The organism is Pseudomonas sp. HS-18 (genome assembly GCF_020401845.1).
Classification (GTDB): domain Bacteria; phylum Pseudomonadota; class Gammaproteobacteria; order Pseudomonadales; family Pseudomonadaceae; genus Pseudomonas; species Pseudomonas nitroreducens.
The window spans coordinates 4,488,321-4,500,620 of sequence record NZ_CP084413.1 but is presented as its reverse complement, the minus strand read 5'-3'; the positions used below and the strand labels follow the sequence as shown (position 1 = coordinate 4,500,620).

General features: G+C 65.4%; 12 protein-coding genes and 4 tRNA genes. 11 read left to right on the top strand and 5 right to left on the bottom strand.

From position 1 onward, the window contains the following. Window positions 1-222 precede the first annotated feature (222 nt). The 9 genes from LDJ84_RS20870 (at window position 223) to LDJ84_RS20830 (ending at window position 4,562) form a co-directional block, all read left to right on the top strand. A tRNA-Ala gene (locus LDJ84_RS20870) sits at window positions 223-298 on the top strand. Between the two features lie 67 nt (window positions 299-365). Further along, a tRNA-Glu gene (locus tag LDJ84_RS20865) sits at window positions 366-441 on the top strand. A gap of 44 nt (window positions 442-485) precedes the next feature. Then, window positions 486-561, top strand: a tRNA-Ala gene (locus LDJ84_RS20860). Window positions 562-619: 58 nt separating this feature from the next. After that, window positions 620-695: transfer RNA gene (locus LDJ84_RS20855), tRNA-Glu, on the top strand. A gap of 166 nt (window positions 696-861) precedes the next feature. Next, complete coding sequence (locus LDJ84_RS20850; RefSeq protein WP_024766899.1) at window positions 862-1,401, top strand: TetR/AcrR family transcriptional regulator; 540 nt, start codon at window positions 862-864, stop codon at window positions 1,399-1,401. A gap of 14 nt (window positions 1,402-1,415) precedes the next feature. Beyond that, window positions 1,416-2,255: an alpha/beta fold hydrolase gene (locus tag LDJ84_RS20845; protein ID WP_084357424.1), complete on the top strand. Its 840-nt coding sequence runs from the start codon at window positions 1,416-1,418 to the stop codon at window positions 2,253-2,255. Between the two features lie 168 nt (window positions 2,256-2,423). Further along, on the top strand, window positions 2,424-3,074 hold the full coding sequence (locus tag LDJ84_RS20840) for a bifunctional 4-hydroxy-2-oxoglutarate aldolase/2-dehydro-3-deoxy-phosphogluconate aldolase (RefSeq protein ID WP_084357423.1): 651 nt from the start codon (window positions 2,424-2,426) through the stop codon (window positions 3,072-3,074). Further along, window positions 3,071-3,526 (top strand): acyl-CoA thioesterase, encoded by a 456-nt coding sequence (locus LDJ84_RS20835; protein WP_024766902.1) that lies wholly within the window; start codon window positions 3,071-3,073, stop codon window positions 3,524-3,526. The genes LDJ84_RS20840 and LDJ84_RS20835 overlap by 4 nt, the downstream gene beginning before the upstream one ends. Before the next feature lie 76 nt (window positions 3,527-3,602). Beyond that, window positions 3,603-4,562, top strand: coding sequence for a tRNA dihydrouridine synthase (locus tag LDJ84_RS20830; protein ID WP_084357422.1), 960 nt, complete (start codon window positions 3,603-3,605; stop codon window positions 4,560-4,562). Between the two features lie 39 nt (window positions 4,563-4,601). Here LDJ84_RS20830 and LDJ84_RS20825 read toward each other — a convergent pair whose 3' ends face one another. Further along, window positions 4,602-5,348 carry an SDR family oxidoreductase gene (locus tag LDJ84_RS20825; protein ID WP_084357421.1) on the bottom strand — a complete coding sequence of 249 codons (747 nt, stop codon included), beginning with the start codon at window positions 5,346-5,348 and terminating at the stop codon, window positions 4,602-4,604. Window positions 5,349-5,495: 147 nt separating this feature from the next. On the opposite strand from LDJ84_RS20825, the gene LDJ84_RS20820 reads away from it, so the two are divergent. After that, window positions 5,496-5,942, top strand: coding sequence for an Hsp20 family protein (locus LDJ84_RS20820; RefSeq protein ID WP_024766905.1), 447 nt, complete (start codon window positions 5,496-5,498; stop codon window positions 5,940-5,942). 84 nt (window positions 5,943-6,026) lie between these two features. Here the strand turns inward: LDJ84_RS20820 and LDJ84_RS20815 are convergent, their stop codons facing one another. Genes LDJ84_RS20815 through LDJ84_RS20805 form a run of 3 tightly spaced genes read right to left on the bottom strand, consistent with a single transcriptional unit; the run spans window position 6,027 to window position 8,655 of the window. Then, window positions 6,027-7,088, bottom strand: a complete 1,062-nt coding sequence (locus LDJ84_RS20815) for a membrane protein (RefSeq protein WP_024766906.1) — start codon at window positions 7,086-7,088, stop codon at window positions 6,027-6,029. A 59-nt stretch (window positions 7,089-7,147) separates the two neighbouring features. Next, complete coding sequence (locus LDJ84_RS20810) at window positions 7,148-7,522, bottom strand: RidA family protein (RefSeq protein ID WP_024766907.1); 375 nt, start codon at window positions 7,520-7,522, stop codon at window positions 7,148-7,150. Window positions 7,523-7,542: 20 nt separating this feature from the next. Further along, the gene (locus LDJ84_RS20805; RefSeq protein WP_084357420.1) at window positions 7,543-8,655 is read right to left on the bottom strand and encodes an NAD(P)/FAD-dependent oxidoreductase; all 1,113 of its coding nucleotides are present in this window, start codon (window positions 8,653-8,655) and stop codon (window positions 7,543-7,545) included. A 111-nt stretch (window positions 8,656-8,766) separates the two neighbouring features. Here LDJ84_RS20805 and LDJ84_RS20800 point away from each other — a divergent pair, with 111 nt between their 5' ends. Beyond that, on the top strand, window positions 8,767-9,390 hold the full coding sequence (locus tag LDJ84_RS20800; protein WP_037014620.1) for a helix-turn-helix domain-containing protein: 624 nt from the start codon (window positions 8,767-8,769) through the stop codon (window positions 9,388-9,390). A 6-nt stretch (window positions 9,391-9,396) separates the two neighbouring features. On the opposite strand, the gene LDJ84_RS20795 is transcribed toward LDJ84_RS20800, so the two are convergent. Next, a complete protein-coding gene (locus LDJ84_RS20795) occupies window positions 9,397-12,270 on the bottom strand; it encodes an EAL domain-containing protein (RefSeq protein WP_226045368.1) in 2,874 nt (957 codons plus the stop codon). Between the last annotated feature and the right edge of the window lie 30 nt (window positions 12,271-12,300).

The following is a 12,300-nucleotide window of genomic DNA, read 5'->3' as shown; positions in this document are numbered from 1 at the left end:
GCGTCGTTGATTGCGGACGTACCGGGGCAGGGCAGGCGAGCCGCGGATTTCGCCGGCCGGAAACCGCGGTGGTCACTTAAGTGATTGTTCTGTGGGAGAAAAAAATAAGAAATCTGAAAAAATGTTGTTGACAGGGGTTCGCCTCGCCCCTAAGATGCGCCCCGTTCCAGCGACGAACTGAACTGACAGAGCGAAGCGGAACGGTAGATCCAGCGGTACTTTGGGGCTATAGCTCAGCTGGGAGAGCGCTTGCATGGCATGCAAGAGGTCGACGGTTCGATCCCGTCTAGCTCCACCAATTTTTTATGGACAGGAAGTCCAGTAAGCTTCGTTTGTCCGAGCGAAGCTGAAATCGAAGGTTTTGCGTCCCCTTCGTCTAGTGGCCTAGGACACCGCCCTTTCACGGCGGTAACAGGGGTTCGAGTCCCCTAGGGGACGCCACTATTCCAGCGACGATGCGTTCGCGTCGTCAGCCAGAGTCATCTGGGGCTATAGCTCAGCTGGGAGAGCGCTTGCATGGCATGCAAGAGGTCGACGGTTCGATCCCGTCTAGCTCCACCAAATTCCCATACGGGATGAAGCCAGAATCCACCGCCTGGTGGGTTTCTTCGAAGGATATGTCCCCTTCGTCTAGTGGCCTAGGACACCGCCCTTTCACGGCGGTAACAGGGGTTCGAGTCCCCTAGGGGACGCCATTTTTATCGCTCTGCGATGCCTATAGGGCCACTGAGACTTTCAGTGGCCCTTTTGTTTTTATCCCTCTCCGAAAGATTTCTCCCGACCGGCGGTCGCAACTTCTGCTTGCCGATTTTTATTATGCGAATAATATTCTATCCATAATATTTCAGCCGGAGGCCTGCCATGAGCGACAAGAAAGCCCAGACCCGCGAACGCATCCTCTCTGCCGCCACCAGCGCGCTGCTGCAGCGTGGCCCGGTCGGCCCGAGCGTGGGCGAGGTGATGTCGGCGGCGGGGCTGACGGTGGGCGGTTTCTATTCGCACTTCGAGAGCAAGGATGCGCTGATGCTGGAAGCCTTCCGCGAACTGCTTGCCAAGCGTCGCGAAGGGCTCAAGCGCTTCGATCCGAAGTTGAGCTTCGCAGAGCGCCGCGCGCTGACGGCGCAGTTCTACCTGTCGCGCAAGCATCGCGATACCGAGGAGGAGGGTTGCCCGATTCCCAGTTCGCTCAACGAGGTGGCCAACCTCCCGGAAGCTTTCCGCCAGACCCTGGAAGAGCACGTGGAATTGATGGTCGCGGCTTTGGCCGGGCGTCCTGAAGAGATCGACACGGTGCTCAGCGACATGGCCCTGATGATTGGTGGCTTGGCGCTGGCACGGGCCCTGGGCGACGGCGACCTGTCCGATCGCGTCCTGCGTGCCGCGAAGAAAGCGGTGGTCTGAGGAGGTGCGAAAAAATGAATAGCCTGAGCTGGGTTCGAGGCATCAATGCCACCCTGGGGCGCGTGGCGCCGCAATGGGCGGCGGGGCGCATGCGTGAGCTGTTCGTGACGCCTAATGAACATGCGCCGCGTGACTGGGAGCTGCCGCTGCTGGCCAGCTCGGAGCGCGTGACCCTGCGCTTTGGTTTGTCCGCGTTGCGCTGGGGAGAAGGGCCGGCTGTGTTGCTGATGCACGGTTGGGAAGGGCGGCCGACCCAGTTCGCCACGCTGATCGAGAATCTGGTGGGGGCCGGTTATGGCGTGATCGCCCTGGACGGACCGGCGCATGGGCGCTCGCCCGGTCGGGAAGCGGATATCGTGCTGTTCGCCCGTGCGCTCCTTGAGGCGGCTGGCGAGCTGCCTCCGCTGCGCGCCGTGATCGGCCATTCCATGGGCGGCGCCAGCGCCTTGCTGGCCACCCAGATGGGCTTGCGTACCGAAACGCTGGTCACCATCGGTGCACCCAGCAATGTGCTCGGCGTCCTGCGGGGTTTCTCCAGCGTCGTCGGCTTGCCGCCGGTAGCGCGCTCGCGCTTCATCCGGATGATCGAAAGCCGCGCGGGGATTGCCGCCAGACAACTGGATGTGGCGCGCTATCAGCTGGACTTTCCTGGCCTGGTGGTTCACGCCGAGGATGACCGCTACGTGCGCGTGAGCGAGGCGGTGGCCATCCATGAAGCCTGGCCGCAAAGCCGGCTGCTGCGCCTGCCCGCTGGCGGACATCACCGGGTGATGGCGGACGCAGCCGTCATCGACGCGATCCTCGAGTTGCTGGAAGCGGTCGAGGAGCCGCTGCCCCTGGCCCTGGTTTCCTGAGTCATTCACCCTGGTGATGACGGCGGCTACAGGCCGCCGTTTTCGTTTCGTGATGGCCCCTTGCGGGTCGTCAGGCCCGGCGCGCTGGCGTAGACTTTCGGGCATTTCCGGCCGCCCCGGCCTGGGCGCGAGGTCTTGCGCACGCGGGTGGTCGATTGGGGGGAATGCATGAATCTGTCGCTGGATTGGGTACTGCAGAAGGCACGCCCTGTCATGCCGGTGCTGGTGATCGACGATGTGGCGCTGGCCGCCGACCTGGCCCGTGCACTGTATGAGGGGGGTGTACGGGTGCTGGAAGTGACCCTGCGCACGCCGCAGGCGCTGGATGCGGTCGCGGAGATCCGCCGCGAGCTGCCGGAGATGATCGTCGGTGCCGGTACCCTGATCCACACCGAGCAATTCCAGGAAGCCCGCGATGCCGGCGCCCAGTTCGCCGTCAGCCCCGGTTGCACGCCGCGCCTGGTAGCCGCCGCCGACGATGCGAAGCTGCCGTTCCTGCCGGGCGTGATGACGCCCTCCGAGGTGCTGGTGGCGCTGGAGTACGGATATCGCTCGCTGAAGCTCTTCCCCGCCGACGGCAATGCCGCGATCAAGATGCTCAAGAGCCTCAAGGCACCCTTCGCCGGCATCCGCTTCTGCCCGACCGGCGGGATTACCCAGGAAAACCTGCTCAACGTGTTGCGCCTGCCCAATGTCGCCTGCGTCGGAGGCACCTGGATCGCACCGCCCAGCCTGGTACGCGCCCGCGCCTGGGATCAGATCACCCAATTGGCCAGCGAGGCGCGCGCGCTGGCTGCAAGCCTGGAGCATGCTTCATGAGTTGGCGGTTACCCGATCCGTTCGTCATCGATATCGAGGTCAAGTCCGAGGACATCGACGGTCTCGGTCACGCCAATAACGCGGTGTACGTCAGCTGGCTGGAGCGCTGCGCCTGGCGGCATTCGCAGAAACTCGGGCTGGACCTGGCCGAGTATCGCCGGCTGGACCGCGCCATGGCCGTGGTCCGCCACGAAGTGGACTACCTGGCCGCCGCCTACGAAGGTGATCAGTTGCAGTTGGCGACCTGGATCGTCGAGTCAGACCAGCGCCTGAAGATGACCCGCTACTTCCAGTTGGTGCGCCCGGCGGACGCCCTGACCCTCCTGCGCGCGCAGACCACCTTCGTCTGCATCGAGTTATCCACCGGCAAACCCAAGCGCATGCCAGCGGAGTTCATCGAAGGTTACGGCCGCGCTCTGCTCTCCCCGGACACCCTGGCCGCTGGCGCGTGATCCGTCGCGCCGCGCTTTTCCCGGCGCGGCGCATTCCCTACAATCCGCGGCCTTCGCCATAGCCCGAGATTCCCCCGTGCAGATCGCCCTGGCCCCGATGGAGGGGCTGGTAGATGACATCCTCCGCGATGTGCTGACCCGCGTCGGCGGCATCGACTGGTGCGTCACCGAATTCATCCGCATCAATGACCGACTGCTGCCGCCGTCGTCCTTCCTGGCGCTCGCCCCGGAACTGGTGCACGGCAGCAAGACGCGCGCCGGCGTGCCGATGCGTGTGCAACTGCTCGGCTCCGACCCGCAACTGCTGGCGGAGAACGCCGTGCAGGCCTGCGAACTGGGTGCGCCGGTGATCGACCTGAATTTCGGCTGCCCGGCCAAGACAGTGAACCGCTCCCGTGGCGGCGCGGTGCTGCTCAAGGAGCCCGAGCTGATGTTCAGCATCATCGAGGCCGTGCGCCGTGCGGTGCCTGCGCACATTCCGGTGACCTCGAAGATGCGCCTGGGCTACGACAGCCCGGACGGCGCCATCGATTGCGCCCGCGCCCTGGCCGACGCCGGTTCCGCCCATGTGGTGGTACACGCCCGGACCAAGGCCGATGGTTACAAGCCGCCCGCGCATTGGGAGTGGGTGGCGAAAGTAGCGGATGCGGTGAAGGTTCCGGTGTTCGCCAATGGCGAAGTCTGGACGCTCGAGGATTACCATCGCTGCCGTTCCATCAGCGGCGTGGCGGACATCATGCTCGGCCGTGGGCTGGTTTCGCGCCCCGATCTGGCCCGGCAGATCGCCGCGTGGCGTGACGGCCGCGAGGTGGTGCCGATGCCCTGGTCGGAAGTGCGCGTGCTGCTCGACGACTTCTGGCGCCAGGCCCGGCGCAAGCTGGCACCGCGCTATGCGCCCGGGCGCCTGAAGCAGTGGCTGGGGATGCTTACCCGCAGTTATCCCGAGGCCGTGGAGCTATTCGCCCAGGTACGCCGCGAGCACGATTGCGACGTGCTGGATCGGATGCTGCAGGTCGAGATCGAAGCGGCCGCCTGATCTGCTCTTCGCAGGAGCGAGCGCCACGATTACACCGAATCAGCGGCCGCCGCTGACGTCGACGAAACTGCCGGTGGAATAACTGGACTCGTCCGAGGCGAGGAACAGGATCGCCCGCGCCACTTCCTCAGCCTCACCGCCACGCCCCAGCGGAATCGCCGCTTGCAGGCGCTCCACACGCCCGGGTTCGCCGCCACTGGCATGGATTTCGGTCTTGATCAGCCCAGGCCGCACGGCATTCACGCGGATGCCTTCTGCCGCCACTTCCTTGGCCAGGCCGATGGTCAGGCTGTCCACGGCGCCCTTGGCGGCGGCGTAGTCGATGTACTCGTTGGGCGAGCCCAGGCGCGAGGCCATGGACGATACGTTGACGATGCTGCCACCGTTGCCGCCGTGCTTGCGCGCCATGCGTTTGATCGCCTCGCGGCAGCAGAGGAAAGTGCCGGTGACATTCACCGCGAATACCCGCTGCAGGCGCGCCACGTCCATGTCTTCCAGGCGCATCTGGCGCTCGAGGATGCCGGCGTTGTTCACCAGCACGTCGAGGCGGCCGAAGGCTTCGTCCACTTCTCGGAACAGCTGCAGCACATCGCTCTCGTTCGCCACGTCGGCGGCGAAGGCGCGTGCCTTGCCGCCAGCCCCTGTGATTTGTGTCACCAACTCATCGGCGGCCTCGCGTTCGCGACGATAATTGATCGCCACGGCGTAGCCGCGCTCCGCGGCGAGCAGGGCGGTGGCGGCGCCGATGCCGCGACTGGCGCCGGTGATCAGCATGACCTTGAGCATGGAAAATCGTCCTGTGGCGAAGGGGGCTTGAAATGGATTCGAGCAGCCCAATCTATGTTCCTGCGGGAGGCCGAAGTCGGGTCCCGCAACGGAGTTCTGAAGACAGGCTCCCGATCATACCTTGCTGAAATTTTCAGGAGATTCGCAATGAGCAACGTCCTTTCCCTCGCCCCGCTGTTCCGCCAGTCCGTCGGCTTCGATCGTTTCAACGATCTGTTCGAATCCGCCCTGCGCAGTGAAAGCGGCAGTTCCTACCCGCCCTACAACGTCGAGAAGCATGGTGACGACCAGTACCGCATCGTCATCGCCGCTGCCGGCCTGCAGGAGGAAGACCTGGAGCTGCAAGTGGAGCGCGGCGTGCTGACCGTCAACGGCGGCAAGCGCGAAAAGGCTTCCGAGAGCGTCACCTACCTGCACCAGGGCATTGCCCAGCGCGCCTTCAAGCTGTCGTTCCGCCTCGCCGACCATATCGAGGTCCAGGGCGCGTCGCTGAAGAACGGCCTGCTCAGCGTCGAGCTGGTGCGTATCGTTCCGGAAGAAGCCAAGCCCAAGCGGATTGCCATCAACGGCCAGCGCCCGGCCATCGAAGGCTGAGCAACGCCCCGGCGCTAGCCGGTTCGTAGCCGCAAAGCAAAACGCCCGTCTCGACAGAGACGGGCGTTTTCGTTCGTGCCTCGATCAGGCATTTTGCTCCAGCGGCGCCGAGCGATTGCGCCACCAGGCGATGACGATGGCTGCCATCAGCACGAAGCCCAGGTAACCCATGGCCGGGTAGACCAGCCCCACCAACCTGACGAAGCCGACCTGGCTGGCGATGAAGGCGAGCACCACCGCGACCACGGTCGCCACGCGGAAGGGCACGCCGTAGGCAGCGCAGCGCGCGGCCAGGGTGTAGGCGAAACCGCTGGTGGTGCAATACAGCTTCACCAGCAGCAGGGCGAGCATCACGTCGCCGAACCAGGGGGCGATGTTGTTGCTCAGCAGCAGGGTGGGAATGGCGCTGCCACCGATCACGTCGATCTGCACCAGCATGACCAGCGCCATGGCGAGGATCAGCACGCCGACGCCGATACCACCGAACACGCCGCCCAGCGCGGCAGTGCGCAGGTTCGCCACGCTGCCCCCCATCACCACCACGGCGGCCGCGGTGGCGGCGACGTTGTAGGAGACGTAGAGCAACGCGCCGAGCAGCCAGTTGGGCGCCGGGTGCGGCACGGCGAGGGCGATCTGCTCCAGCTCCGCCAGCGGCTTCTGGATGTGTGTCAGCGCGTAGATGGCGATGATTGCGACGATGATCATCAGTACCGGGGTGATCAGGCTCATCAGGGTGATCACCCGCTTCAGGCCCATGCACACGGTGATGATGGTCAGCACGCCGAGGACGATCCCGCCGATGGAATGACCGATGCCCAGTTGCTGCTCGAAGGACGAGTTCGCCCCGGCGAACATGACCACCATGGTGCCGAACAGGAAGAAGGTCAGCATCAGGTCGACGACACGGCCCAGCGGCTTGCCACAGATGAACTCCATGGCTTCCTTGTGCGACTGGGTCTGCAGGCGGCTGCCGATCTGGTAGAGGTTCATCAGCAGGAAGGCGAACAGCGCCAGCGCCACCAGGCCGCCGGCCAGGCCCATGATGCCGAAGCCGCCGAAGAACTGGAGGATCTCCTGGCCCGAGGCGAAGCCGACGCCCACCACCAGGCCGATGTACGCACCGCCGAGCTTGAGACTGGTTTTCATGATCGAGACTCTGTTGTTGTTATGGGGCGGCCCGGCTCAGCGCCGGACCTCAAAAGGGCTTACGCCTGGCCGACGTAGGCCTGGATTTCCACCTCGACGTCCACGCCCAGTGCCAGGGCGGACGCCACGCAGGAACGCACCGGCAGGCCCTGGTCGAAGTAGCGCTTGTAGACTTCGTTGAATCCGGCGAAGTGGGACATGTCCGACAGCCACACGGTGGCCTTCACCACCTGGGAGAAGTTCGCGCCGCAGGCTTCCAGGCTCTCGGCGATGCGGGTCATCACTGCCTCGGTCTGGGTCTGGATGTCGCCTTTCACCACCTGACCGTCTGCGGTCATCGGCACCTGTCCGGAGAGGAACAGGAAGCCGCCGGCTTTCACCGCGCGGGAGAAGGGGAAGGGCAGGCTGCTGGGGTAACGCTGGATATCGCTCATGGGTAAGTCTCCGGGGGAATTCAACGCAGGCGCGCCGGGTCCAGGCGCTGGGGATCGACGCCTTCCTGGCGCAGGGATTCGGGGAGCGGCTGGCCGAGCAGCAGCGATTGGGCCAGGCGCGAAACGCCGTCGGCGGACTGGATGCCGTAGCCGCCCTGGGCGGCCAGCCAGAAGAACGCCGGGTTCTGTGCATCCGCACCAATCACCAGATCGCCGTCGGAGACGAAGGAGCGCAGGCCGGCCCAGCTATGGTTCGGCCGACGGATCGCCAGGGTGGTGTGCTCCTCGATGTGGTACACGCCCAGGGCGATATCGAGTTCCTCGGGCTGCACGTCCTGCGCTTCCACCGGGTCGGCGTTGGCGGGGGAGCCGAGCAATTGGCCGGCATCGGGCTTGAAGTAGAAGCTTTCGTCGATGCCGATCACCGTCGGCCACTGGCTGATGTCCGCGCCGTCGGGCGCCGGGAAGGTGAAGGCGGTACGGCGGCAGGGTTGCAGGCCGATTGGGCGGATGCCTGAGCGCTCGGCCACATGGTCGGCCCACGCGCCGGCGGCATTGACCAGTTGCGTGGCGTGGACGGTTTCGGCCTGGCTGAGTTCGAGCGTCCACGCGCCATCCGCATAGTCAGCCGACAGCAGCTCACGGTTGCAGCGCAGCTCGCCACCGCGCTGGCGCAGCGCGCGCAGATAGCCCTGGTGCAGGGCGTGTACGTCGAGATCGCGGGCGTCGGGCTCGTAGAGCGCACCGATGATCGCGTCCGCGCGAAGGCAGGGAAGGCGCTCCAGGGCTTCTTCGGTGCTGATGCGCTCCACGCCGGGCGTAGCTTCGGCCTGGTTCAGCAACTCGATGTGCTCGGGGCCGCCGATGTACAGACAGCCGCGCGGGGTGAGGATCGGGTGCTCGCTGAAACCGGCCGGCGGATGCTCGTAGAAGGCGCGGCTGGCACGGGTCAGCGCCTGGATCTGCGGCGTGCCGTAGGCCTCCATGAACATGGCGGCCGAACGCCCGGTGGCGTGGTAGCCGGGCTGTTCTTCGCGTTCCAGTACCAGCACCTTGTGCGTCTCGCTCAGGCGGTAGGCGAGGGAGGCTCCGGCAATGCCGGCGCCGATGATGACGAAATCGAAATGGCTCACTGCAAGGGCCTTCTGAGTGATTTCTCTTATGTGAGAAATCTAAGATATGAGAATTTTTGCGACAAAGGCAAGGCCCGGTAAACTTTCGTCGGCCCCCTCACGAGAAGTCCCATGAGCGAAACCGCCCAAGCACTACCCAAGCCCCAGCAGCTGGATCGAGACGAAGTCGGAGCGCGTCTGCGGGCAGTTCGCAAGCAACAGAAGCTGACCCTGAAACAGCTCTCCGACCTGTCTGGCGTAGCGGTTTCCACCTTGTCGAAGATGGAGCTGGCGCAGGTCGCGGTGAGCTACGACAAGCTGGCTGCCGCCGCCCGCGCGCTGCAGGTGGATATCGCTCAGTTGTTCCGCCCGCTGCCGGCCGTCGGCGTCCTGGCGGGTCTTAAGACTTTCGTGAAGACTCGCGTCGACGATGCTGCCGGCTACGACACTGGGGGGTATGAGTACTACCCGATTGCCGGCGATTTCCCACAGCGCAATATGACGCCGCTGTACGCGCGCATCTTTGCCCGCGAGGTCGGCGAATTCGACGACTACGTTCGCCACCCCGGTCAGGAGTTCGCCATGGTGGTGGCCGGCCGCGTGCGGATCCAGTTCGAGACGGGCGAGTCGGTGAGCATCGGCCTGCGCGAGACGGCCTATTTCGACAGCAGCGTCGGCCATCTTTATCTCAACGATGGCGAGGCCGACGAGGCGCAGGTGATGGTCGTGATGTCGGAGTCGCGGCCCGCCGAGTAGCGGGCTTCAGGTCGCCTGTTGCTCGCGGCTGGGCAGCAGCGCGATGAACTCCTCCAGCGGTACCGGGCGGCTGAACAGGTAGCCCTGGTACAGGTGGCAACCCTGCTCGGCCAGCAGCGCCAGCTGCTCCGGGGTTTCCACCCCTTCGGCCACCAGTTCCAGTCCGAGGCTGTGGCCCATGGCGATGATGGCGCGGACGATTTCCGCATCGTTGCTGTCGTTGGGCGCGTCGCGCACGAAGCTCTGGTCGATCTTCAGGCTGTCCACCGGCAGGCGCTTGAGGTAGGTGAGCGATGAGTAGCCGGTGCCGAAGTCATCCATGGCGAAACGCACGCCGGCCTCGCGCAGGCGCTGCATGCGCGCGATGGTGTCGTCCAGTTGCTGGATCACGATGCCCTCGGTGATCTCCAGCTTGAGCAGGCTGGGCGGCAGCCTGGTCTTGTGCAGCAGCGCCAGCAGGCGCTCGACGAAATCGCTCTGGCGGAACTGCCGCGGGCTGATGTTCACGCTCAGGCTGAAATTCTCGATGTCGATGCGGCCTTCGGCGAGCAGCTGCGCGCCGGTACGGCAGGCTTCCTCGATGACCCACTGGCCGACTTCGACGATCAGCCCGCTGTCCTCCAGTACGCGGATGAAACTGGCCGGCGATTGCGGGCCGAGAGTCGGGTGGCGCCAGCGCAGCAATGCTTCGGCGCCGACGATGCGTGAATCGCGGGTGTCCACCTGCGGCTGGTAGTGCAGGCTGAATTCACGCCGGGCGAGGGCCATGCGCAGGCCGTTCTCCAGGCGCAGGCGCTCGCTGGCGGCCTGCTGCATGGATTCGTGGAACAGCTGCACGGTGTTCCGCCCGGCGTCCTTGGCGCGGTACATGGCGATGTCGGCGCGCTTGAGCAGGTCGTCCGGGGTGGCGCCGTCGTCGGGGATCAGCGCGATGCCGATGCTCGGGGTGATCTGCAGGCGATGGCCGTCCAGCAGCATCGGTTCGGCCAGCAGGTCGCGCAGTTTTTCCGCCAGTTGGCGCACCTGCTGGGCGGTTTCCAGGCGGCTGCCTTCGATACCGGTGATCAGCACCACGAACTCGTCGCCGCCCAGGCGGGCCACGGTGTCTTCCTGGCGCACGCTGGCCTCCAGGCGCGCGGTGACCATCTGCAGGATGGAGTCGCCGACGGAGTGGCCGAGGGAGTCGTTGATGTGCTTGAAGTGGTCGAGGTCGAGGAACAGCAGCGCACCGCGCAGGCTGTGGCGCTGCAGCAGGGCGATCTGCTGCTTGAGGCGATCCATCAGCAGGGCGCGATTGGGCAGGTCAGTCAGGGCGTCATGGTAGGCGAGGTGCTGGATGCGTGCCTCGGCCTCGCGCAGCTCGCTGGTGTCGCGGGCGGTGAGCAGCAGGCAATTCACGCCGCCCAGTTCGATCGGTTCCACCGACACGTCGACCGTCTTGATCGTGCCGTCACGGTGGCGGCCGCGCATTTCCAGATGGTGGACGAAGCCGTCGCGGTTGAGCGCGGCGATCATGTTCAGGCGCTCGTCCGGGTCGGCCCAGATATTGATGCCCAGTGCCGTCTGCCCGATAACCTCCTCGGTGCGGTAGCCGGTGAGGCGGTGGAAGCCTTCGTTGACCTCGATGTAGCGCCCGGTGTCGCGCTCGGTGATGGTGATGGCGTCGGGGCTGGAGTGGAATGCCTTGGCGAACTTCTCCTGGCTGGCCTTGAGCGCGGCCTCGGCCTGCAGGCGCCGGGTGACGTCACGGAAGCTGGAGAGGATGCACAACTGGCGGTCGACCCAGATCAGCCGGCTGGCGACCATGCAGGTGATGGTCTGGCCTTCGCGGGTGAGGAACTGTACTTCGACATTCTGCAGCGCGTGGTCGCGCATCAGTTGCTCGAACAGGCGCGAGCGCTGGTGATGATCGGCCCAGAAGGTGACCTGGTGGGACGAGCGGCCGATGATGTCCTCGGCGAGCCAGCCGAAAGTGCTGCAGAAGCTCGGGTTCACTTCCACGAACTCGCCGTCGCGCACTCGTGAGACGCAGATCGGGTCCGGGCTGCCCTGGAACAGACTGGCGAACTTCTCCTCCGAGGCTTGCAGGCTGCGCTCGCGGAGCACGCGCTCGGTGATGTCGAGCAGGGTGCCGGCCATGCGCAGCGGCTTGCCGCTGGTATTGCGGTAGAGGCGGGCGCGGCTCTCCAGGTAGCGGACTTCGCCGGAGTCGAGCTGGGCGCGGTAGGTGAACTGGTAGTCGTTCTCCGGGCCGCGGGCGAGGCGGGCGTAGGCCTGGCGCATGCGCGCGCGGTCGGTCTTGTCGACGCAGGCGAAGAATTCGCCGAATGGCCCGTGGAAATCCCGGTCAGGCAATTCGTGCAGAACGGCGGCGCGCGCAGAGCCGTAGAGCAGGCCGCTGGGAATATGCCAGTCCCAGATGCCCAGTTGTGCGGAGTCCAGCGCCAGGTCGAGGCGCTCCTGGCTGTCGCGCAGGGCCTGTTCCTGGGCGCGCACACGGGTGATGTCGCGTACGGTCAGGACCAGGCAGGGATGGTCGTCCAGTTCGATCTGGCAGCCGTAGACGCGGGCACTGCGGACTTCGCCGGTACGGGTCAGCAGGGTGACTTCGAAGCCGTCGAGCTGTTGCTCGGCGGCGATCCTGTCGAGCATCCGCTGGCGCTCGTCGAGGCTGCGCCACAGGCCGAGCTGCACCGAGGTGCGGCCGAGCGCTTCCTCGCGGCTCCAGCCGAAGTGGTCGACAAAACTGGCGTTGAGTTCGAGGAATTTTCCGCTGTCCCGGTCGGTGATGACCATGGCGTCGGGCGCGGTGTGAAAGGCTTTGGCGAACTGGTCCTGGCCGTCGGTAGCGAACGGGGGCGTGCGCGGAACGCGGCTCATGCGGCGCTTCCCCGGCAGCTGGCGGCACCG

Coding starts and splice junctions, on each gene's coding strand:
- LDJ84_RS20845 (WP_084357424.1), top strand. CDS start 1,416: ATGAATAGCCTGAGCTGGGTTCGAGGCATCAATGCCACCCTGGGGCGC.
- LDJ84_RS20795 (WP_226045368.1), bottom strand. CDS start 12,270: ATGAGCCGCGTTCCGCGCACGCCCCCGTTCGCTACCGACGGCCAGGAC.
- LDJ84_RS20835 (WP_024766902.1), top strand. CDS start 3,071: ATGAGTTGGCGGTTACCCGATCCGTTCGTCATCGATATCGAGGTCAAG.
- LDJ84_RS20820 (WP_024766905.1), top strand. CDS start 5,496: ATGAGCAACGTCCTTTCCCTCGCCCCGCTGTTCCGCCAGTCCGTCGGC.
- LDJ84_RS20825 (WP_084357421.1), bottom strand. CDS start 5,348: ATGCTCAAGGTCATGCTGATCACCGGCGCCAGTCGCGGCATCGGCGCC.
- LDJ84_RS20850 (WP_024766899.1), top strand. CDS start 862: ATGAGCGACAAGAAAGCCCAGACCCGCGAACGCATCCTCTCTGCCGCC.
- LDJ84_RS20800 (WP_037014620.1), top strand. CDS start 8,767: ATGAGCGAAACCGCCCAAGCACTACCCAAGCCCCAGCAGCTGGATCGA.
- LDJ84_RS20815 (WP_024766906.1), bottom strand. CDS start 7,088: ATGAAAACCAGTCTCAAGCTCGGCGGTGCGTACATCGGCCTGGTGGTG.
- LDJ84_RS20810 (WP_024766907.1), bottom strand. CDS start 7,522: ATGAGCGATATCCAGCGTTACCCCAGCAGCCTGCCCTTCCCCTTCTCC.
- LDJ84_RS20840 (WP_084357423.1), top strand. CDS start 2,424: ATGAATCTGTCGCTGGATTGGGTACTGCAGAAGGCACGCCCTGTCATG.